The 20,865-nt window shown below is 47.8% G+C and carries 18 protein-coding genes and 1 pseudogene; 8 read left to right on the top strand and 11 right to left on the bottom strand.

The window, feature by feature from the left end:
- Positions 1–27: 27 nt before the first annotated feature.
- Positions 28–1,182, top strand: a pseudogene (locus KNQ15_RS07205) (MFS transporter); the annotation flags it as partial.
- A 41-nt stretch (positions 1,183–1,223) separates the two neighbouring features.
- Here the strand turns inward: KNQ15_RS07205 and KNQ15_RS07200 are convergent.
- Together KNQ15_RS07200 and KNQ15_RS07195 are read right to left on the bottom strand one after the other, a co-directional pair.
- Positions 1,224–1,511, bottom strand: coding sequence for a hypothetical protein (locus tag KNQ15_RS07200; protein WP_029340892.1), 288 nt, complete (start codon positions 1,509–1,511; stop codon positions 1,224–1,226).
- Positions 1,512–1,674: 163 nt separating this feature from the next.
- Complete coding sequence (locus KNQ15_RS07195) at positions 1,675–2,604, bottom strand: DMT family transporter (protein WP_029340891.1); 930 nt, start codon at positions 2,602–2,604, stop codon at positions 1,675–1,677.
- Positions 2,605–2,789: 185 nt separating this feature from the next.
- Between KNQ15_RS07195 and KNQ15_RS07190 the strand changes: the two genes are divergently transcribed.
- A complete protein-coding gene (locus tag KNQ15_RS07190; RefSeq protein ID WP_052169485.1) occupies positions 2,790–4,739 on the top strand; it encodes a heavy metal translocating P-type ATPase in 1,950 nt (649 codons plus the stop codon).
- Between the two features lie 51 nt (positions 4,740–4,790).
- Here the strand turns inward: KNQ15_RS07190 and KNQ15_RS07185 are convergent, their stop codons facing one another.
- The 4 genes from KNQ15_RS07185 to KNQ15_RS07170 all read right to left on the bottom strand — a co-directional run bounded on the left by KNQ15_RS07185 (position 4,791) and on the right by KNQ15_RS07170 (position 8,226).
- A complete protein-coding gene (locus tag KNQ15_RS07185) occupies positions 4,791–5,699 on the bottom strand; it encodes a YihY/virulence factor BrkB family protein (protein ID WP_029340889.1) in 909 nt (302 codons plus the stop codon).
- An 86-nt stretch (positions 5,700–5,785) separates the two neighbouring features.
- Positions 5,786–6,214 carry an NUDIX hydrolase gene (locus KNQ15_RS07180; protein ID WP_034785907.1) on the bottom strand — a complete coding sequence of 143 codons (429 nt, stop codon included), beginning with the start codon at positions 6,212–6,214 and terminating at the stop codon, positions 5,786–5,788.
- Between the two features lie 28 nt (positions 6,215–6,242).
- Entirely contained in the window at positions 6,243–7,154 is a 912-nt protein-coding gene (locus tag KNQ15_RS07175) for a guanosine-inosine kinase (protein ID WP_029340887.1), read from the bottom strand.
- 178 nt (positions 7,155–7,332) lie between these two features.
- Positions 7,333–8,226: a 1,4-dihydroxy-2-naphthoate polyprenyltransferase gene (locus tag KNQ15_RS07170; protein ID WP_029340886.1), complete on the bottom strand. Its 894-nt coding sequence runs from the start codon at positions 8,224–8,226 to the stop codon at positions 7,333–7,335.
- A 159-nt stretch (positions 8,227–8,385) separates the two neighbouring features.
- Between KNQ15_RS07170 and KNQ15_RS07165 the strand changes: the two genes are divergently transcribed.
- The 6 genes from KNQ15_RS07165 (at position 8,386) to menC (ending at position 15,533) form a co-directional block, all read left to right on the top strand.
- On the top strand, positions 8,386–9,771 hold the full coding sequence (locus KNQ15_RS07165) for an isochorismate synthase (protein WP_214728546.1): 1,386 nt from the start codon (positions 8,386–8,388) through the stop codon (positions 9,769–9,771).
- Positions 9,761–11,404, top strand: coding sequence for a 2-succinyl-5-enolpyruvyl-6-hydroxy-3-cyclohexene-1-carboxylic-acid synthase (gene menD / locus KNQ15_RS07160; protein WP_214728544.1), 1,644 nt, complete (start codon positions 9,761–9,763; stop codon positions 11,402–11,404). The genes KNQ15_RS07165 and menD overlap by 11 nt, the downstream gene beginning before the upstream one ends.
- Positions 11,401–12,177 (top strand): 2-succinyl-6-hydroxy-2,4-cyclohexadiene-1-carboxylate synthase, encoded by a 777-nt coding sequence (gene menH, locus KNQ15_RS07155; RefSeq protein WP_214728542.1) that lies wholly within the window; start codon positions 11,401–11,403, stop codon positions 12,175–12,177. Before menD ends, menH begins: the two co-directional genes overlap by 4 nt.
- Positions 12,178–12,195: 18 nt before the next feature.
- On the top strand, positions 12,196–13,020 hold the full coding sequence (gene menB / locus KNQ15_RS07150) for a 1,4-dihydroxy-2-naphthoyl-CoA synthase (protein WP_023469886.1): 825 nt from the start codon (positions 12,196–12,198) through the stop codon (positions 13,018–13,020).
- A 72-nt stretch (positions 13,021–13,092) separates the two neighbouring features.
- Positions 13,093–14,466 (top strand): o-succinylbenzoate--CoA ligase, encoded by a 1,374-nt coding sequence (gene menE, locus KNQ15_RS07145; RefSeq protein WP_029340881.1) that lies wholly within the window; start codon positions 13,093–13,095, stop codon positions 14,464–14,466.
- Complete coding sequence (menC, locus tag KNQ15_RS07140) at positions 14,463–15,533, top strand: o-succinylbenzoate synthase (protein WP_214728539.1); 1,071 nt, start codon at positions 14,463–14,465, stop codon at positions 15,531–15,533. Before menE ends, menC begins: the two co-directional genes overlap by 4 nt.
- 77 nt (positions 15,534–15,610) lie before the next feature.
- Here menC and map read toward each other — a convergent pair whose 3' ends face one another.
- From map to KNQ15_RS07115, 5 genes are all read right to left on the bottom strand, one after another.
- Positions 15,611–16,372: a type I methionyl aminopeptidase gene (gene map, locus KNQ15_RS07135; protein ID WP_353048891.1), complete on the bottom strand. Its 762-nt coding sequence runs from the start codon at positions 16,370–16,372 to the stop codon at positions 15,611–15,613.
- A gap of 13 nt (positions 16,373–16,385) precedes the next feature.
- A complete protein-coding gene (locus tag KNQ15_RS07130) occupies positions 16,386–17,576 on the bottom strand; it encodes an EAL-associated domain-containing protein (RefSeq protein WP_069940343.1) in 1,191 nt (396 codons plus the stop codon).
- Positions 17,577–17,648: 72 nt separating this feature from the next.
- The gene (locus tag KNQ15_RS07125) at positions 17,649–17,915 is read right to left on the bottom strand and encodes a hypothetical protein (protein ID WP_029340877.1); all 267 of its coding nucleotides are present in this window, start codon (positions 17,913–17,915) and stop codon (positions 17,649–17,651) included.
- A 106-nt stretch (positions 17,916–18,021) separates the two neighbouring features.
- A complete protein-coding gene (gene cshA, locus KNQ15_RS07120) occupies positions 18,022–19,584 on the bottom strand; it encodes a degradosome RNA helicase CshA (protein WP_029340876.1) in 1,563 nt (520 codons plus the stop codon).
- Between the two features lie 332 nt (positions 19,585–19,916).
- Complete coding sequence (locus KNQ15_RS07115) at positions 19,917–20,771, bottom strand: CvfB family protein (protein WP_047395140.1); 855 nt, start codon at positions 20,769–20,771, stop codon at positions 19,917–19,919.
- Between the last annotated feature and the right edge of the window lie 94 nt (positions 20,772–20,865).

Below are 20,865 nucleotides of genomic sequence, written 5' to 3'. Positions count from 1 at the left end.
TGCTAAAAGAAAAAAGAAAGGTCGTCGTTACTCGTGTCACGTCGTTTTGCTCTCATTTTATCAATCGTCTTCATTTCCGGATTCACGCAAGGATTGCTGATTCCATTGCTCTCTATTTTACTTGAACGTCAAGGGACTCCAGCCTTCATCAATGGTCTCAGCGCTGCCGTTCTATACATTGGTGTCATCGTCGCTGCCCCTCTCATGGAAGGTCCACTGCGACGACGTGGTTATATTCCGGTCATCTCGTTCGGACTCGCTCTTGTTGCAGTGGCCGTTTTCTTATTTCCACTCCTTCCGAGCGTCATTGCTTGGATGATTTTACGGTTCCTCGTCGGATTTGGTGATCAGACGTTACACTATGGATCACAGGTTTGGGTGACGTCCATTACTCCAAATGAACGGTTAGGACGAACGATGTCACTATACGGGATGGCATTCGGTCTTGGTTTTGCTCTTGGTCCTCTTGCAGCACCTCTCGTCGATGTCATCAACTGGCTACCGTTCGTGTTGACTGGTACATTAACGGTCATCGTCCTGATCTTGTTATCGCGTATGCCGAACGAAAAACCATCGTCTGTCATGCCGGAGGAATTGCAAAGCGCTGCCTCACGGTATAAACTTGTCCTATCGACCGCGTGGTTCACATTACTCCCTGGCTTTACATATGGTTTTCTCGAAGCCACACTGAATGCCAGTTTTCCCGTTTTTGCGACACGTAACGGGTACGGTCTATCTGAGACGAGTACCTTGATCACGACATTCGTCGTCAGCTCGTTGATCATGCAACTTCCACTTGGACGACTTGCTGATCACTTCGGAAAACGTCGGACGTTAGTAACCGTTCTTTCAATTGGCTCTGTCGCTTTCCTGATTGCTTGCTTCGTCTTCGAACGTTACGGCTGGTTGTTTGCGATTTTTGCTGTCAGCGGGATGGCACTTGGCTCGACGTACTCGCTTGGTGTCGCCTATATGACGGAACAGTTACCGCGACACCTTCTTCCGACGGGCAACTTGCTTGCAGGGATTGCCTTTAGTCTTGGTTCGATCCTTGGACCGATTGCTGGCAGCTTGTTCGTTCTGCTTCCAGCTATGCTTTATTTCAGTCTATTCGTTCTGGTCCTAGCGACACTTGCGTTTCTCTTACGATACGCGAAACGTCACGAATCATCCCGGATATAAAACAAAGGATCTTGCGCTAATCATGCGCAAGATCCTTTGTTTTATTTCACGATTCCTTCTTGCCGAAAACTCCGCCAGAGCTTATCGTCGATCGCATACGGCTGTTCTTTTGCACGCTTCAGCTCTTCTGTCTCGAGCAGCACGACGACCTCTCGACCGTTGATTGACCACACTGAATCGTAACCTCTCTCCGCCTCGATGATTTCCACATCCACATCTCCATGGGTTTCCTTCAACTGCTGACTGACGCACGTTACGACGAACCGGGCAAACTCATCACGTGGACGACGAGCGGCAATGATCTTTCGAACGATCTCATTCCGTTCCATTCGTTTTCATCTCCTTCCGTTTTATAGTCGCACTAGCCTTTCAGACAAGGCCGAATCGGTCTTCACTTGACCGTACAGAAAAAAGCCGAACAGGTCGGCTTAAGCAACGAACGATTGGGAGTTACTTTGATTGAAACTATTTTTGCACGATTCTGAATCTTCGTCAACCTCGCTTTTGAAACCAAACAGGAAGGTACGTCGATACTAAAATACCACTGACGACGAAGAGTAATCCAAGCAACGCTTGCGGTGGAATCGTCTCGCCCAAAATCAAGGCAGATAAACTGACACCATAAATCGGTACGAAGAACATGAACAATGACACTTTACTGACCGGATTATATTTCATCAGTAAGTTCCAAAGCGTAAATCCAGTTGCTGATAAGAAGGCAAGATACATGAGCATCCAAGCACTTGTCGTTGAAAAAGTGAACGGTGCGACGTGACCATCGAGAATGACTCCTGCGATGAAGAGACCGATTGATCCAATGACCATCGCCCATCCAGTCATCGGTGCCACAGGATAATGTGCCGAGTATTCTTTCGCGATTAAATTACCGAACGCTCCGGAAACCATTGCTGCAATCAACAATCCTTCCCCTACTCCAAACGAGACACCTTGCCCCCCTTGCGGCCAGTTGGCCAAGATAACACCTGTGAATCCAAGGAATAAGGCGAGTCCTTTAAACCGATTCAGTCGATCGTCTTCATATCGAAAATGAGCCAGCAACATCTGGAAGAACGAAGTCGATCCCGCAATGATTGATCCTTGTACGCCGGTTGATAACGACAAACCGATATAAAAGAAGACATACTGCAAGAACGTCAAAAAGAAGCCAAGACGACTATAGGCATAGGTCCGCTCCTTCAGCGTAATCGTCTGTTTGAAGACGAGGACACTGACGACAAGTAACAGCACACCTGCCAAAAAGAAACGATAGCTTGCGAACAGCAGTTGCTCTCCGTATTCCGAAGACGTGATCTGTAATAAGTCATAACTTTTTTTAATGAAGGGAAACGCACTTCCCCACAAAAAAGTCGTCAATAACGCAAAGACGACGAGTCCAATCCGATGGGTTAAAATTTTTTGCATCTTTCTAGTTCCTTTCCTGTTCCTTTTCACTGAAGCATGGTATAGTAATTCTACAGATAATAATAATTATAATCTAGAGACAATGAAACTCATTATCAATCAGTTAAACTCATTGATATATCACATTCTCATTCTCTTTCTATAATGATTTCATTTCTCATTTACATTTCGAAAGGAGTTTTAATATGACGACTTCCACTACTACCGATGTTCAACAGCGTTCCGTATTCCGTCATGCTTGGGATGAGCATCACGAATTGATTCTAGCATTGTTTAGCGGAATATTGATTTTAGTTGCTTACGGACTTGAAAAATTCAATGCGGCGTCTGCCGTTTATGTCACATTGTACTTATCCGCATATGTGATCGGAGGATATGCAAAAGCGAAGGAAGGATTGACGGAGACGTATCAAGAAAAAACGTTGAATGTCGAACTGCTGATGATTTTAGCAGCGATCGGTGCTGCTGCCATCGGCTACTGGATGGAAGGTGCGATCCTCATTTTCATCTTCGCGTTATCCGGTGCCCTTGAAACATATACGATGAATAAGAACGAACGTGCCTTACAAAGTTTAATGTCTTTACAACCTGAGGAAGCAACACGTCTGAATGCAAACGGACAACTCGAAGTCGTTGGAATCGAACAATTAGCGATTGGTAACCTTGTCTATGTTCGTCCGGGGGAACGAATTCCGGTCGATGGTGTCATCGTTCGTGGTCAAGCAGCGATCGAAGAAGCATCGATTACAGGTGAATCGATTCCGGTTGAAAAACAAACGGGCGATACCGTCTACAACTCAACTGTCAACATGAATGGGGTCTTGACGATTGAGATGACGAAAGCTGCTGACGAATCGTTGTTCCAAAAGATCATTCATATGGTCCAAAATGCACAAAGTGAGCAATCACCATCTGCTCAGTTCATCGAACGCTTTGAAAGCCGTTATGTCAAAATCGTCCTCCTCGTTGTCGCACTCATGATGGTCCTCCCTCATTACGTCGTCGGTTGGACGTTTGAGACAAGTATTTACCGCGCGATGATTCTTCTCGTCGTCGCCTCACCTTGTGCTCTTGTTGCATCGATTACGCCTGCTGCCTTATCTGCAATTGCCGCATCTGCGAAAAATGGCGTTCTCTTTAAAGGAGGCGCACACATCGAGACACTCGGACAAGTCGACACGATCGTCTTCGATAAAACGGGTACACTGACAACAGGGAAACCCGTCGTCACTGAAAGTCGTTATGCGGAAGGCATGGACGTTCGAACAGTTCAGCAAGCAGTTGCTTCCATCGAAGCACAGTCGAACCATCCGCTCGCACAAGCGATCGTCAATCACTTAAAAACCGATGTCCGCGAACCATCAACGTTTAAAGATGTAACAGGATACGGAATTGAAGCAACCGTCGATGGCATCACTTATCGTATCGGTAAACGGGCATTCCACGATGGTTTAGACGATCCATTCGTCGCGATGGAACAGTCACTGAAAGAACAAGGGCATACGATCGTTTATGTCAGTAATGGAGCACAGATTGTAGCGCTTTATGCGTTACGTGATACGATTCGCCCAGAGGCTAAAACAGCGATTGCTGCCTTAAATGATCTCGGCATCGCAACGATCATGTTAACAGGTGATAATCCAGTCACGGCAGCTGCCATCTCACGTGAAGCAGGATTAACGGATTTCGTTGCTGAATGTCTACCGGAAGATAAGGTCCGCTATATCAAGCAATACCAAACAGAAGGTCGGACCGTCGCGATGGTGGGTGACGGCATTAACGATGCCCCTGCCCTTGCACTAGCACATGTCGGTATCGCAATGGGTGAAGGAACAGATGCCGCGCTCGAGACCGCTGACGTCGTCTTGATGAAAAATGATTTAGGTCGCCTTGCCTATGCCGTGCATAAAGCGCGGAAGATGAACCGGATCGTCAAACAAAACATCACGCTAGCGATCGGTGTCATTCTCCTATTGATCGCATCGAATTTGTCCCAGTTCCTAATCATGCCATTCGCTGTCGTCGGACATGAAGGATCAACGATTCTTGTCATCCTGAACGGTTTACGCCTTCTTCAACAGGATGCTTTACCAAGTCTTCCACAGCGTTCATCTGAGAAACGATTAGCTGCTTAACACGAAAAAACGTCTGATTGCCGCAAGGCAGTCAGACGTTTTTTCGTATCTTCATCCGAACGTATTCGTCGGAATCGCATCAAGTTCCGCTTGTTCCTTCAAGCGCTTTTCTTCCATCTTTTTTGGATCCGCTTTTTTCATGAACCGTTCCCATGATGCGTTCAATTCAGAACCGAGCAAGATGATCAGCCCTGTGAAGTAGAGCCATAATAACAAGATGACGACACTACCGAGCGAACCGTAGGTCTGATTGTAGTTCGAGAAGTTCGAGACGTAAAATCCGAATCCAACCGATAATAATTGCCAGACGATGACACCAAAGACGGCTCCTGGAATTGCCTCTTTAAATGTAATCGGGCGCTTTGGTGCGACGCGGTAAAAAATCGACAGGATACCAATCAATAGAATCGTCGATACGACATATCGTAAGACCGTCAGTAGGATTTTTTGCCCCATATCGATCGGCAACACGAAGTTGGCAAGATACGTAATGATCGGACCACCGAGCACATTCAAGACGATCAGCAACAACATCCCGACTCCGAGCACGATCGTGAGTAACAAGGCAATCCCACGCGCTGCGACAAAACCACGGGGAGAGAAGTCACCATAGGCATGGTTTGCTGTCGTGATCAAACGATCGACTCCTTTGGAAGCGGACCAGACAGCAAGAATCGCACCGATCGATAACAGACCACCCTGCGGTTCTTTGATGGCTTGGAAAATTGTATCCGTGAACGTATTAACGGCTCCGCCTGGCGCTAGGTCCCGAATTTGTGACTCGAGTGTCTGACGATCGATATCAAAGAATGATAAGACCGAAATGACGAAAATGATTCCTGGGAAAATGGATAAAAACCAGTAATAGGCGAGTGTCCCTGCATAATCCGTGATATTATGATCGGACATTCGCTGCTTTAAGTTCAGGGCAAGCCCTTTTGGATCGCGTGAATGCGCCATCGTCATCTCTCCTTCATGAAAAAGAGGCAGTCGAAGACCACCTCATTGTTTTAATATACTTTTCCCATTTTATTTCAACTAAAACCTCATTCGTTTTCAGAAAGGATTAATTCATAGAATGGTTCTGTCATTTCTGCCAGTTGTTTGGCAAGTGACGGTGGACGAATTGGCAACGAAGGTAGCTCCGAACGCTTGATCCAGACCGGTGTATAACCCGATCCTTCCTCTTCGAATTCTTCACCCGTACCCGTGCCAAACTGACCACCAATTGTTTTCGCCCAAAAATAAGGATTATCGAATCCATTAAAACGGACGATGGCGGCAATACCGGTCAACTCCACGTCGATGCCAAGTTCTTCATGTGCTTCGCGAATCGCTGTTTCTTCTAACGATTCTCCGTCATCTTTCCCACCGCCTGGAAAGACATAATACGTTTCGTTCGGTTTATCCCGTCGGATCAACGCAATTTCATCCTGTTCGTTTCGTAAAATGATTGCACTTCGTTGAATCGGCATGACGCCACCTCCCTTTTATCATTTCTACTTATTGAAGAGCATCTAGCATTTCAGGAACGAGTCCATTCTCTGTTGAAGCGATGACTTCTGCTGCGACCTTCATACCAAGCTTCAAAGCCTCTTCTGCTGACTTTTCCTGTGTCAATTCGGACAAGACTGCGGAGAAGAAGGAATCGCCTGCTCCCGTTGAGTCGACAACCTTCACTTTTTTCGTTCCGACGTGACCTGATGTCGCCGTACGACGATCAACGTAGACCGCCCCCAGTTCACTCATCGTCACGACCGTAAACGGAGCGCCCTTTTTCGCTAGCTCATTTGCTACATGAATCGCATCTTCGACCGTCACGATCGATAGATCAGACAGAATTTCAGCCTCTTCTCGGCTACAAATGAATCCAGTGAACCCTTGTAGCAGATGACGATTTCGTTCGATGACGCTCAAGTGACCACAAACACCAAACAATGGCAACTCCATCTTACGACATAAATGAATCAAACGTTCTAAGACCGTGACGGACAAATCCAAATCGATTGCAACGGCATCGACTCCATCGAGTGCATAGATCGATTGACGTAAAATCGCCTCTTCGAGCAACTTGGCATCCGGTTGTTTCGAGATCGATGTTTGCAAGTCACCCTCGTTATCCATGACAGCTAGCCACATACCCATTCCATGATCTTCTAACATTTCGACGTGATCCACATTCGCACCGTAGGATTTCAGCTCATCGAGCACTCCCACGCCAATCTGATCATTCGTAACCGTCGAGATAAAGCGAACTTCATTCCCGAGGACGGCTAGATTTTGTGCTACGTTGCGTCCTGTTCCTCCATTTGAAAACGTGATGTCTCCTACGTTTTTCGCATCCTTATGCAAAGGAGCGAACGAAGTTCCTTTTATGTCGACGAATACTTTTCCGATTACCGCGATTTTATTCATTTCAGTTCCACCTCTAACCATATTTCCTGATTTCCGACCTTGTTTGATCTTTCAGGCACATTGCTTCAATTATAGTAAAATTTTAAATCAGTGACAACCGAAGTACTTTTTTTCTAACTGTTCCCTATCTTCACGTAAAAAAAGCAGCAAGCGAATCGCCTGCTACTTTAAATTAAGATTAGATATTCGCGATCACGAGACTGATTGCGAGTAAAAGTCCGAAAATCGTATTCACTTTACCAGTCTGTGCCATACCAGGCATCAGTTTTTCCGGTGGCAAGTCTTCCCAGAAGAGACGGACTGCTTTGATCATGAGTGGAATACTTAACAACGCGAGTAACGCAAACCATGAGACTTCGAATGCGAGTACAGCAATAATGAGAGACAGGACAGCTGCCGCAAAAAATCCGATCAAGACGTAAACAGCACGGCGATGTCCGACGAGACAGGCAATCGTTTTTCGTCCGTTGACCTTATCATTATCCAAGTCCCGAATGTTATTCGCAAGCAGGATCGAGCCGATCAAGATGGCGACTGGTACCGAAATCGCAACGGCTTCTGTCGGAACATAACCAATTTGCAAGTACGCAGAAATCGCGATGATGATATACCCCATGAAAAAGCCTGCAACGACCTCTCCAAACGGTGTATAGGCGATTGGCAGCGGTCCCCCTGTATAGATATATCCGACGAACATCGAGATGAGTCCGACGACAAGCAACCACCACGACGTCTCGATACACAGATACACACCAAGTAATGCCGAGATGCCATACAACGTAAGTGCGAACGCTAGGATCGTTCCCGGCTTGAATCCATCACGCACGATCGATCCACCGATTCCGACCGATTCCTCCGTATCTAAACCCCGTTTGTAATCGTAGTATTCATTGAACAGATTCGTTGCGATTTGAATCAGCATCGACGCGATCAACATCGCCACGAACAAATCCAAGCGTATCGATTCCACGCGTGGTGCGACAACTGCCGTACCGACGACGACCGGAACAAAACTTGCTGTTAACGTATGCGGTCGTGTCATTCGCCAATAGACAGCGATTGATTTATTCATATAATAACCCCTTTCCTGTCTAAGTGTATCGGGTTTCGTTTTTTGCTGTCAATGTTCAATCAGAGATAGCTTATTCCTTCTTTTTTGTCCGCAAAAAGTTTACACTTAGATTAAGTGAAACATATCACAGTATCTATAGACTAGGGGGCAATGAGCGGTATGGCTTACGCTCAACAAGAGCTAAAACAGTGTATCGAACAGGCCGTCAGTCAGGCGAACGCCTCACAACGACCTATACTCGCTTCGTATTCATGGGAAATCGAAGCAACTGACATGAGTTCCCTCGAACAGGGTATCGAGGAACGATTTTATTTCGCGACACCTGATCGCTCGATGCGGGCCATCGGGTTTGGCATCGTACAACAACTTCAGGCTTCAGGAACGGATCGTTTTTTACGGATTCAATCGCAATGGGCAAACTTGAATCGCGATCATGTCGGTCATGATTTATTTGCGTTCAGCGGATTTTCGTTTACCGAGCTCAAACAACCGGATTATCGTTGGTCTTCCTTCGGAGACGCTTCGATGACGATTCCGAAGTTTTTATTTCTAGAACAAGATGGCAAGACACGTGTGACGATTTTTGCTCGCGTCGAGCCTATGGATCAAGTCGATTCGATTTTAAATGAACTCGCACTCGATTTCGCCAAAGTCAATCAACCGCATGCATCGACTTCGACAGGCGTCACACGCTTACGACTATCGCGGGACGGAAATGAAGCCTTTGAAGCTTCGTTCCATCAAGCGATGCACTACTTGGAGACGACACTTGAAAAAATCGTCCTGGCGCGCGAAGTCGTCTATGAGCTGGATCGTCCGCTCGACGTAGCCGCTGTCGTCGCTGAACTCGAAGATACGCAACCCGGCAGCTACGTCTTCTGTTTCCAACCGAATCCGGAAGAAGCCTTCATCGGCGCTACACCGGAACGACTCGTCTTAAAACGTGGACGTCATCTTGAAACGGCAGCCGTCGCTGGTTCTGCACCACGCCACGCGATGGATGAGATGGACGAAGCACTCGGTCAATCGTTATTACAAGATCAAAAGAACCGGGTGGAGCACGGAATCGTCGCGGATTCGATCGAACGAACATTATCTGTCTTTTCAGAGGAACTGGATTGTCCGGATACACCGATTCTCTTGAAGAATCGCCATATCCAACATCTTTATACACCGATCACAGCTCATTTAAAAGAAGATGTGACGTTATTCCAATTAATCGAAAAACTGCATCCGACACCTGCGCTTGGGGGCGAACCAAAGCAGTTAGCAGTCGATGCCATCCAAGAAATCGAGACGTTCGAACGAGGATGGTACGGTTCACCTGTTGGTTGGATGAACGGACAGGATGACGGGGAATTCATCGTTGCTATTCGATCTGGATTATTTACAGAACGGGCGGTCATTCTTTATGCCGGTTGTGGTCTCGTCGAAGGCTCTCATCTCGATAGTGAACTGGCAGAGACGGAAACTAAACTATCACCGATGGTCCAAGCACTTGGACACGTCGGTTCGATTGAAAAGGATGATATTTATGTTGACTAAGTGGATGCATACGTTAATTGATACGCTCGTCGCTTCTGGTGTCCGGGACTTCGTCATCAGTCCCGGTTCCCGTTCGACACCACTTGCCATTGCTGCTTTTCTGCATCCTTCTAGCCGTACCCACGTCCTTGTTGACGAACGGTCGGCTAGTTTTTTTGCTTTAGGTCTAACACGGACGGAAGAACGCGTTCGTCCCGTTGCATTGATTTGTACGAGCGGTACCGCTGCGACGAACTATTATTCAGCAGTGACCGAAGCGAACATCTTTGAACTTCCGTTGATCGTCTTGACCGCCGATCGACCACACGAATTACGGAATGTCGGTGCGCCACAAGCCATTGATCAGGTCGGCCTGTACGGAAAGCAGGTTCGGCATGCGTTTGATCTTCCTTTAGCAGAAGAGGCAAGCCTTCCTTACGTCGCTCATGTCGCACAACGTGCAACCCTACTCTCCCTGACGGAACCAGCAGGACCGGTTCAAATCAATGTTCCGTTACGTGAACCCCTCGTACCGGAAGTAGATCTCTTACGGACAGGGCGCCCGGTCGGTGTTTTACCTGAACCAACACCGGGAGTAAACAGCGCTTTAGCGACCGTGCTTCAAGAAGAACGTCTTCTGTTTGTACTTGGGCCACAACTCACTGCGGCGGACAGTCAGATTGTCATTTCGTATGCGAAACAAGCAGGGATTCCGGTGTTAGCGGATCCACTCAGTCAAGGAAGACAATCGCATGATGCTCACGTTTTTGCCTATTACGATACATGGCTCAAACATCCAGCTACCGCTCAGCACGTCAGACCAGATCGAATCATTCGTTTTGGTGCCATGCCGACGTCAAAACCTTATCTGCTTTGGTCTCGGGATATTCCGACGACGGTCGTCGGTCATCCAGGAAACTGGCGCGACCCGCAACTTCATTCTGATTTCATAATTGGTCACGCGCGACAACTCGCGCATCATGAATCTGTTCCGCACGACCCTGCATATCTGACACTGTTGCAACAGGCGGAGCGATGCGTCGTCGGTGCTTTTGCGACGATCGATCAAGAAAAGATGACGGAATATAACGTCGTCCGTGCATTGGCGGCGTTACAGGACGGAAGTCTCTTCGTTTCGAACAGCATGCCAATCCGGGATGTCGATACGTTCCTACCGACAGGAACACCGCTTCGTCTACTCGCGAACCGAGGAGCAAACGGGATTGACGGGATTCTCTCCAGTGCGCTAGGAGCAACGTTTGATGCCAAGCATCGCTACTTACTCGTCGGTGACTTGGCGTTCATTCATGATATCAACGGTCTGATGACAGCACGGACGCTTCCGCTAACGATCATTCTCGTCAACAATGCGGGTGGCGGCATCTTTAGCTTTTTACCGCAACAACAACTTGAGCAAGAAGTCTTCGAACCACTCTTCGGCACACCGCAGCATCTCGACTTCGCTTCTCTCGCCTCCGGCTACGGCGTAACTTATCAGGCTATCGATTCGATCGCCGCGTTACGTCAAGCACTTGCGGAAGAGACGAACGTCACTCGGATTCTTGAAGTCAAGACAACACGAACAGAGAACGTACAGATGCACCGTTCGATCTGGGACGTAACGAATCAAGCGCTAGCCGAGGTGTTCCAATGATTTTGCGTGGGCATACGTATCATGTGCAAATCGAGGGATCGGGTCCACCGCTCCTATTGCTTCATGGTTTTACAGGCTCCCTCACGACGTGGAACCTGCTAAGTGAGCATTTATCGACCCACTTCACCGTCTACCGTCTGGATTTGATGGGACATGGAAAAACGACACCGGCATCTGAGCAACGAATGCGTTTGACGCAACAGGTCAAGGATCTCGAGGCACTGCTCGCTACGCGATCCGAGCCATGGATCGTCCTTGGATATTCGATGGGTGGACGAATTGCTTTAATGCTGAGCGTCGTCTCTGAGCAAATCGCTCGGACGATTGCTGTTAGTACGACACCAGGGATTGAGGCCGCAACTGATCGAAGAGCGCGTCGTGCATCCGACCGATTGCTGGCGGAGCGCCTTGAAAAAGACGGACTAGAAGCTTTCATTGATTACTGGGAGACACTTGGACTATTTAAACCACAAGCCCTTCTCAAAGAACAGCAACGTACGCGACTGCGTCAGGAGCGCATGTCCCAAACGGTTGAAGGTCTGAGTGCTTCTTTACGTGCACAAGGTACAGGGAGCATGCCATCCCTTTGGTCATGCCTTCCGAAAGAGATTGATTGGATCGTCGGGGCAGAGGATGAAAAATTCCGTGCCATCGCTTCGCGCGCGGCATCACCTGAAAAAATTCACGTGATTTTGCACGCTTCGCACGCCCCACATATCGACCAACCGCAAAAGTTTGTTACAATGGTAAAGAATCTACTTATTCATCACTAACATATTGGGGGAATTCAAATGAAATATGCTCCGGAATGGGTATCAGCCCGCAGCTATGAAGACATCAAATATGAACAATGGAACGGGATCGCAAAAATCACGATCAACCGTCCTGAAGTTCGCAATGCGTTCCGACCACACACGGTCCACGAACTCATCGACGCATTTTCACGTGCACGTGACGATCAAAATGTCGGCGTCATCATCTTAACAGGTGAAGGCGATCTCGCATTCTGTTCTGGTGGAGACCAAAAGGTACGCGGACATGGTGGATATGTCGGTGACGACGAAATTCCACGCTTGAACGTCCTTGATCTTCAACGTTTGATTCGTGTCATCCCAAAACCAGTCATCGCTATGGTCGCAGGTTATGCGATTGGCGGCGGACACGTCCTTCACCTCGTATGTGACTTGACGATTGCTGCAGACAACGCCCGCTTCGGACAAACTGGTCCAAAAGTTGGTTCATTCGATGCTGGATATGGCTCTGGTTACCTCGCACGCGTCGTTGGACACAAGAAAGCGCGCGAAATCTGGTACCTCTGCCGTCAATATGACGCACAGCAAGCACTTGATATGGGACTCGTCAACACGGTCGTTCCACTCGCAGATCTCGAGCAAGAAACGATTCAATGGTGTGCTGAAATCCTTCAACATTCACCAACGGCTCTTCGTTTCCTCAAAGCGGCATTCAACGCCGACTCAGATGGTCTTGCAGGGATTCAGCAACTCGCTGGAGACGCTACGTTGCTTTACTACACAACAGACGAAGCAAAAGAAGGACGCGATGCGTTCAAAGAAAAACGCAATCCGGACTTCGGACAGTTCCCGCGTTTCCCATAATGAAAAAAAGGTTCAATCGTCTTCTGACATTGAACCTTTTTCGTATATTCATCTCAAAAGGAAGTGACTATTTTGTATCCTTGGATCTATACACGGGCAAAAGAACAACCAGATGACGTCGCGCTCATTACGGAAACCGAGCGATGGTCGTGGTCTGAACTGTATACACGTGCTCACCGCTTAGCAAGTACATGGGCGACGATCGTGACACGCGGAGACCGGATTGCGCTTTATGGTCCATCGAGTGCGCGCTACATCGTCGCACTTCACGCGGCTCAGTTGCTCGAATTGACCGTCGTTCCGATTAACACACGTTTGACACAGACAGAAGTGTTACGTCAATTCAAACAAGCAGATGTACGGCTCATCGTGACGGACCGAACACTCGATACAAGGATCCCGTGTGTGGCTTTCTCTTATGAAAAAGAAGCCCCTGACCTGTTGATCCGTCATATGCCCAAGCAATACGTCCAATCGATGCTCTTTACGAGTGGTACGACCGGACATCCGAAAGCCGTCGAACAAACAATGTTGAATCATTTCTCGAGTGCGACGAACGCCGCGCGTCATATCGGATCACTGCCAGAGGATCGTTTTTTGATCGTCACACCGCTATTTCATATGAGTGGGTTAGCCGTCGTCTACCGGGCGGTCATCTACGGAGTGCCGATCATCCTCGAGCCACATTTTTCCCCAGAACGCGCCTTGCACTGGATCACGACGGAAAAGATTACCCATGTCTCACTCGTCTCGGTCATGCTCGACCGGTTGCTCGAAGCCGGGCTACGTCGTCACGCGCTTCGCGTCGTACTGACAGGAGGCGGTCCTGTTCCATTACCGATTCTGACGCGAGCCCTTGATCGCAACATCCCTGTCATGCAGACATACGGCATGACGGAAACGGCTTCCCAAATCGCAACTCTCTTGCCCGAGGATGCTTTACGAAAAATCGGCTCGGCCGGACAAGCGATTCATCCGACACAAATCCGCATCACGCGTCATCAAGAAATCGAAGTCAAAGGGCCAACAATCATGAAAGGCTATTTTCATGAGGAAGAGAAAACGGCAGACGCTTTTACAGCAGATGGTTTTTTTAAGACTGGGGACTTAGGACGACTGGACGACGATGGATACCTCTATGTTCTCGATCGTCGAAGTGATCTTATCATCTCAGGTGGAGAAAATATTTATCCGGCTGAAGTCGAATCAGCGCTTCTCTCGATCAATGGGATTCAAGAAGCAGGTGTCGTTGGACGATTTGATCCTACATGGGGACAAGTTCCGGTCGCCTTCATCGTCAGTAGCCTTGAAGAGACAACCATCCGAACCGAGATCAGTCAATTGCTCGCTAAATATAAATGTCCGGTTGATTACGTCTATCACAGCACTTTACCGCGTAATGCGAATGGTAAATTGTTACGCAAGCAACTGAAGGAGTCATTATGAGTATTGCACTACGCTCTGCCGAACTGTTCGATGTTCCACTCGTCTTTCGGCGTCCGATGCAAACCGCCCTCTCAACTTTGACGGTGCGCCGGACGACGATTTTACGTCTGACCGATTCGGAAGGGCGAATCGGTTATGGAGAAGGCGTCGCGTTCGATACACCATGGTATACGTCCGAAACACAACACTCTCTCCAAGGAGTCGCCCCGCTGCTGTATCAGTTACTTGAACAGCCACTCCATCATCCAGCAGACGTCACGGATCGTTTCCGCATCATCCAAGGTAATCCGATGGCAAAGGCGATGTTCGAAGGAGCAATCTATGAATTATTCGCAGCAGCTTCCAGGCAATCGCTCGCCACGTATCTCGGAGGTGATGAATCATCCATCGTACCTTGCGGGAAAGCACTCGGACGAGCTTCTGCCGCACAAACCGTCGAAGCCGTAGGACAAGCCCTCACTTCCGGGTATGGACGGATCAAACTGAAGCTCGCTCCGACAGATACGGGCGTTCTCGAGCAGGTTCGCGCCGCTTTTCCTGATGCGCCTTTGATGTTTGACGCCAACGGTAGTTTTACTGAAGCGGACTTTCCCCTGTTACAACAGTGGGATTCATTTGGTCTCGTTATGATGGAACAACCGCTCGCAGCATCGGATTGGTCCGGGCATCAACGTCTCGCTAGCCTTTTACAGACACCGATTTGTCTCGATGAATCCATCGTCACTCCAGCAGATGCCGATTTGATGCAGGCGCTCCACGCCGGTCAGATACTGAATATTAAGCCGGCACGCGTCGGTGGACTGACGAATGCCTTATCCCTTCGAACAAAAGCGCCTTACTGGCTCGGTGGGATGTTCGAGAGCGGTATCGGTCGTCGTCAGACCCTTGCTTTTGCAACACTTCCTGGACTCGCTTATCCGATCGATATGGCAAGTACTGCCGATTATTTCGAAGAAGATTTGCTTGAGACCCCGTATCATGTCGAACACGGACACATTCGTTATTCCGCTCCAGCCGTATCCGAATCACAGTTAAACAAATTGGCAACGTCTCGAATCTCCTTGTAACAAGAACACTACGACAAAAAAGAGGCAATGGATTAATTTCCTTTGCCTCTTCTCGTGTTTTACTATATGAGCTTTTCTTAGAACGATTCTTTGCCATCGACTTTCGTCAAAATCTCATACCCGTCTTTTAAGACGACGACAGTGTGCTCGAATTGTGAGACGAGACTCCGGTTCGGTGTGTATAACGTCCAACCATCCCGCTCATCTTCGATACAGAACTCATCTCCCGTTGAAATGAACGTCTCGACAGCAATGACTTGCCCTTCCTTCAACAAATCGTTTTCTTCACGATTGAAATAGTTCGAGATAGATTCTGGCTCACCATGAAGTGTCTTCCCAAGACCATGTCCTGCTAAGTTACGGATGACCGTGAAACCATTTTTACGTGTCTCAGCGTAGATCGCTTTTCCAATCTGGTTGACCTTCGTTCCGGCTTTGACCTTCTCGAGTCCTTTCTCAAGCGCCGTCAATGATACTTCAACGAGTCGGACATCTTCCGGACGTTTTGCTTCTCCTGCGATAACCGTCTTCCCTGTATCCGAGTAATAGCCATTTTTCACAGCTGAGACATCGACATTGACGATATCGCCTTCTTGAATGACATACTTCCCTGGGATACCGTGTGCTGCGATATCGTTGACACTGATACATGTCGCTCCTGGGAAATCGTACATGACGATTGGAGCAGACTCTGCCCCCTGTTCCTTCAGGATACGTGCTCCGATGTCATCGAGTTCCTTCGTCGTGATTCCGGGTTTGACGGCATCCGCCATCTCATCGCGTGCCATGGCGACGATTCGTCCAATTTCTCGTAATGCCTCGTAATCATAATCTAACACTTTCATTTCCTCCTCATTCACTCAATCGTTCTTGATATAGATAATCTGCAGAAATATCCGCAAATAAGAACATCCCATTACCGAGCGGCATACTAAATGTCCGCGTTTGTTCGCTCGAGCTGAAGTCGACATATCGTTCGGACAAATATCCGCTATGTCGTCGTTCCATCGCTACCGTCGTCCGGATGAAGTAAGGACGAAAACTCCAGTTGTATCCTTTGTAGAAAGAATACAGTTTCCACTCCCCACTTTTTTTACTGACGTTTGAAGATTGTTGGAATCCATTCGCATCCGTGATATAAAACCGGATGAATTCCGGCTCCATCTTCCGGGCGAGCGTCAGCAACCATTGGTCGAGATCTTGCTCCGGCTTCAAGGACTGACAATCTTCCTTAAATCGGACTGTCCAGTCTTGCTCCAGTTGGAACAAGCGATTCATCTGTTCGCGATCATATTTGTAGAACATCGGAACTTCATGGATCAACACTTCCATACCAGGACAGGTCATGACCCATTCAGGTGATGCTTCTCCAAGTAAATTCCCCATGTAGTAACGCCCTCCGTGCTGCCACGCATACCGAAGTTGACCGAGATGACTGATATTCTTATACAAAAGTGGCGCTCCGAGCTGATCACAGAGGTGCTCCATCGTCTGTAAGAGATGCGGATATGACGCTGAGACAGTCTTTTTCTCAATCATGGAGGATAAATCGACGATCAACATATCCGGTGACATCGAAAAGACACGTTCGAGACTCGTTGCTTCCGCACGGTCCAGCGCTACCTTCAGTCCAGAGTTCTGGTAATATGCGACGATCCGACCTAGACGGTCAAAATCATCGACTTGGACGTCCGTCAATGTGACATACATCCGCTCTTTTGGAAACGATGAGTCGACCGTCCGTAAGACATGCAAGAAGTCCTCGCCACCGTTTTCAAACAGCCAAGCTGGACGGCAACGGATTAAGATGAACGCTTGTGCATCGGAGGGTACTTTTTGGAATGCTTGACGGACGACATGCCCCATGACTTCGAGTTGATACTCGATTGGAACATCATCTTCCTGAAAAAATGGTTTTAACGGTTCTCCACGAAAATGGGACTGGATTTCATACCCTTCCACCTTAAAAGGGGCAGCGCCTACGATCGGTTGAAACCACGCCTCTATCTCTTCGGGATGAACGATGACATCTAATGCATCCATTCTATTCCCCCCTTGTACTCTTGTTCTATCTTAACAAAAAAAGAGCCTCTCTGTAACGAGAGAGCCCCTGTTTTACGATAACGTCGTATCTTTCCGCAAAGCGATATACAAGTACACACCGAATGTCGCCGTCAAGTAGATGATACTCAGGACGCCGTATTGAATTCCGACGGCTCCTCCCTTACCGATGGCTAGCACAAGAAAGATGATGCCACCGAATAATAAGGTCGCCAACGGAATATAACGAAAATGTCCTTTTGTCGTCCGCTCACAAATCTTTTTCGTCGCGATAATCAGTGCAACGAGACAGACGGATGCTGCTACATAAATGGTATACACGAATGATTCAGCCCTCTCCCTATCGTTCATGGCTCATTTTATCATGACCGCTTAGATAAATCATAAAAAAGAACCGACTTGTCTGTGACAAATCGGTTCGAATCGTTTACTTTTCAAAACGTGGTTTACGTCCACCACGGTTACGATCGCTTTCGCTACGGTTGCTACGTCCAGCATAACCGCCTTCACGACGATCTGATGAAGAAGATGAACGACCACCTTCACGACGATCACTACCGCTACGTGGGTTGTTTCCACGGTATCCGCCACTGCGGTTGCCGCTTCCACTTCCACCTTTGTTTCCGTAAGGACGACGGTTTCCACCACCGTTGCTACCGAAACGTTTCACGCGGATTGGTTCGATTGAAGAGATTTGGACTGGTGTTGCATCCGGCTCTTTCGTCAATCCTTTAAGTGCTGCTGAAAGAAGTTCCACTGCTTCGTACTCTTCTAAGAGTTCTTGTGCAAGTGTCGTATATTCTTTTGAGTCTTTTGCTTCAACACGTTTGATGAGTTCTTGTGCAGCAAGCTTCAAGTTGCCTTCTAAGATTTCATCAAGTGTTGGTGCATGACGACGTGACATTTTTTTGTTCGTAACACGTTCGATTGTTTTGATTTGACCGAATTCACGCGGTGTAACGAATGTGACAGCCGATCCTGTTTTACCAGCACGACCCGTACGACCGATCCGGTGAACATAGCTCTCTGGATCTTGTGGGACATCGAAGTTGTAGACGTGTGTGACACCAGAGATGTCAAGACCACGTGCTGCAACGTCTGTCGCGACGAGGATATCAATCGTTCCTTTTTTGAAACGACGGATGACTTGGTCACGTTTTGCTTGCGTTAAGTCACCGTGTAAACCGTCAGCTGTGTATCCGCGTTGGATCAAGCCTTCAGTCATTTCGTCAACACGTTTTTTCGTACGACCGAAGATGATTGAGAGTTCCGGAGAATCCGTGTCGATCAAACGACAAAGAACGTCGAATTTTTGGCTTTCTTTCAATTCGATGAATGACTGGTCGATGTTTTCAACTGTCATTTCTTTTGCTTTGACTTTGATGTGTGTCGGAGTCGTCATGAAACGATCTGCGATTTTACGAATTTGCGGTGGCATCGTTGCTGAGAATAAGAGTGTTTGACGTGTTTCAGGAAGTGCACCGAGGATTTTTTCGATGTCTTCGACGAATCCCATGTTCAACATCTCATCTGCTTCGTCAAGGATGACCGTTTGAACGTGATCGAGGTTCAACGTCTTACGGTTCATGTGGTCCATCAAACGTCCTGGTGTCGCAACGACGATTTGTGGATTTTTGCGAAGTGCGCGGATTTGACGATCGATTTGCTGACCGCCGTAAACAGGAAGTGCATGAACGCGTTTTACTTCACCGATCCGGTTCAATTCTTCTGCTACTTGGATTGCGAGTTCACGTGTTGGAGCAAGAATCAACGCTTGGATGTGGCGTGATTTTGCGTCAAGACGCTCAATTGTTGGGATACCGAATGCTGCAGTTTTACCAGTACCTGTTTGTGCTTGACCAATTAAGTCAACGCCGCTGAGTCCGACTGGAATTGTTTCTGCTTGGATTGGTGTTGCTTCTTCGAAGCCCATTTTTAGGACACCTTTGATAAGTGCCTCACTAAGATTTAATTCACGAAATGTTGTCAATGCTAAATACTCTCCTTTGTCATATGAAAAGCGTCTGCCACTAAACAGACGCTACCGTAACGAATACAATCGACTACCTATTATAACAGAATCTATCACATAAAGATAGAGTGGTTTCTCTTATAATAATGTTTAGGGAAGTCACCATCATAATCGTTGCCATAAGGGCGAGGGAAAGGCGTAATGCCCGGACCGTGCGATGAACGTCATCGCGTGCCCCCACTAGTGATGGGGTATATTCAGTAAATGGTCGCCGGTAATCAAACCAGCCGCAACCACCAAAATGATGAATTCCTTACTATCTATTCGAAACGCAGGCTTACTCGGTCCGATTATTTCGTCAACCGAATACCCGTTTCATTTTTTTCTATTTTTTTGTCTTTCAACAGGCGACCGAGCGCTCGTTTGAATGCTGCCTTACTGAGACCGAATACTTCATCGATCGTCTCGGGAGCTGTCTTATCACCATACGGCATCTGACCATCATGTTCAAGTAGATGGTTCAGAATCAACTCCGCGTCTGTATCAATGGCTTCAAAGGCACGTGGTCGTGCTGAAAGTAATACTGTACCATCTGGTTTTACATTTGTCACTCGTAATTTCAAGACTTCTCCAAGACGCGGCCAGCGTTCCATCTCACGTTCATGTAAGAATCCGATCGATTGATCGTTGACCCAGACGTTAACGCCTGGTTCGCGTTGTGAGAAGACGAGACCTTCAACGTCCATGTTGTTCCACTCTTCTGGAGCTGGCTTCGCACGTAAGTTGAAGTATGCATAAGGTGCAGGGTCTCCGAGTAACCGAAGCTTCTGATCATGTTTCAGACGAATGAAGAGTTGATCGCCTTCTTCTGGCCAGAACATCCGGCGCTGCGGCAAATCGTCGAGTGAGACGAGAACGTCTTTTTGAATGCCGATATTCGCGAACACTCCTGTGTTATAGCGTGTTCCATTAACCGTCGTCTTGACATAGTCTTCAAATGAAGCTTCTGGAATCGTCATTGATGATGCTAGACGCCCTTCATTATCTTGATACAAGAAGACTTCTACCTCTTCATCGAGGGCTACTTTCCGTGTTTGTTCATTGTTATGCAACAACACGTCTTCATTTCCATCTGTCAGAAACACTCCAAACTCTGCTTCGCGTTCTACTTTTAATGTGACAACCTGTCCTGCGCGTAATCCCATTTCGGGTCATCTCCTCTCTGTATTTGAATCGATTCCAGTCCTTGTGAATCGTTCTGCTGTTCTTTCCCTACCATACTATACTCTTTTTTCATTC

It is taken from the genome of Exiguobacterium sp. s168, from assembly GCF_018619035.1.
In the GTDB taxonomy this organism is placed as follows: Bacteria; Bacillota; Bacilli; order Exiguobacteriales; family Exiguobacteriaceae; genus Exiguobacterium_A; species Exiguobacterium_A acetylicum.
This window is presented reverse-complemented; position numbering and strand designations above follow the sequence as displayed.

What these genes read in the sequence shown, in the direction of transcription:
- KNQ15_RS07200 (WP_029340892.1), bottom strand. Translation starts at nt 1,511, where the DNA reads ATGGAACGGAATGAGATCGTTCGAAAGATCATTGCCGCTCGTCGTCCA.
- KNQ15_RS07195 (WP_029340891.1), bottom strand. Translation starts at nt 2,604, where the DNA reads ATGCAAAAAATTTTAACCCATCGGATTGGACTCGTCGTCTTTGCGTTA.
- KNQ15_RS07190 (WP_052169485.1), top strand. Translation starts at nt 2,790, where the DNA reads ATGACGACTTCCACTACTACCGATGTTCAACAGCGTTCCGTATTCCGT.
- KNQ15_RS07185 (WP_029340889.1), bottom strand. Translation starts at nt 5,699, where the DNA reads ATGGCGCATTCACGCGATCCAAAAGGGCTTGCCCTGAACTTAAAGCAG.
- KNQ15_RS07180 (WP_034785907.1), bottom strand. Translation starts at nt 6,214, where the DNA reads ATGCCGATTCAACGAAGTGCAATCATTTTACGAAACGAACAGGATGAA.
- KNQ15_RS07175 (WP_029340887.1), bottom strand. Translation starts at nt 7,154, where the DNA reads ATGAATAAAATCGCGGTAATCGGAAAAGTATTCGTCGACATAAAAGGA.
- KNQ15_RS07170 (WP_029340886.1), bottom strand. Translation starts at nt 8,226, where the DNA reads ATGAATAAATCAATCGCTGTCTATTGGCGAATGACACGACCGCATACG.
- KNQ15_RS07165 (WP_214728546.1), top strand. Translation starts at nt 8,386, where the DNA reads ATGGCTTACGCTCAACAAGAGCTAAAACAGTGTATCGAACAGGCCGTC.
- menD (WP_214728544.1), top strand. Translation starts at nt 9,761, where the DNA reads ATGTTGACTAAGTGGATGCATACGTTAATTGATACGCTCGTCGCTTCT.
- menH (WP_214728542.1), top strand. Translation starts at nt 11,401, where the DNA reads ATGATTTTGCGTGGGCATACGTATCATGTGCAAATCGAGGGATCGGGT.
- menB (WP_023469886.1), top strand. Translation starts at nt 12,196, where the DNA reads ATGAAATATGCTCCGGAATGGGTATCAGCCCGCAGCTATGAAGACATC.
- menC (WP_214728539.1), top strand. Translation starts at nt 14,463, where the DNA reads ATGAGTATTGCACTACGCTCTGCCGAACTGTTCGATGTTCCACTCGTC.
- KNQ15_RS07130 (WP_069940343.1), bottom strand. Translation starts at nt 17,576, where the DNA reads ATGGATGCATTAGATGTCATCGTTCATCCCGAAGAGATAGAGGCGTGG.
- KNQ15_RS07115 (WP_047395140.1), bottom strand. Translation starts at nt 20,771, where the DNA reads ATGGGATTACGCGCAGGACAGGTTGTCACATTAAAAGTAGAACGCGAA.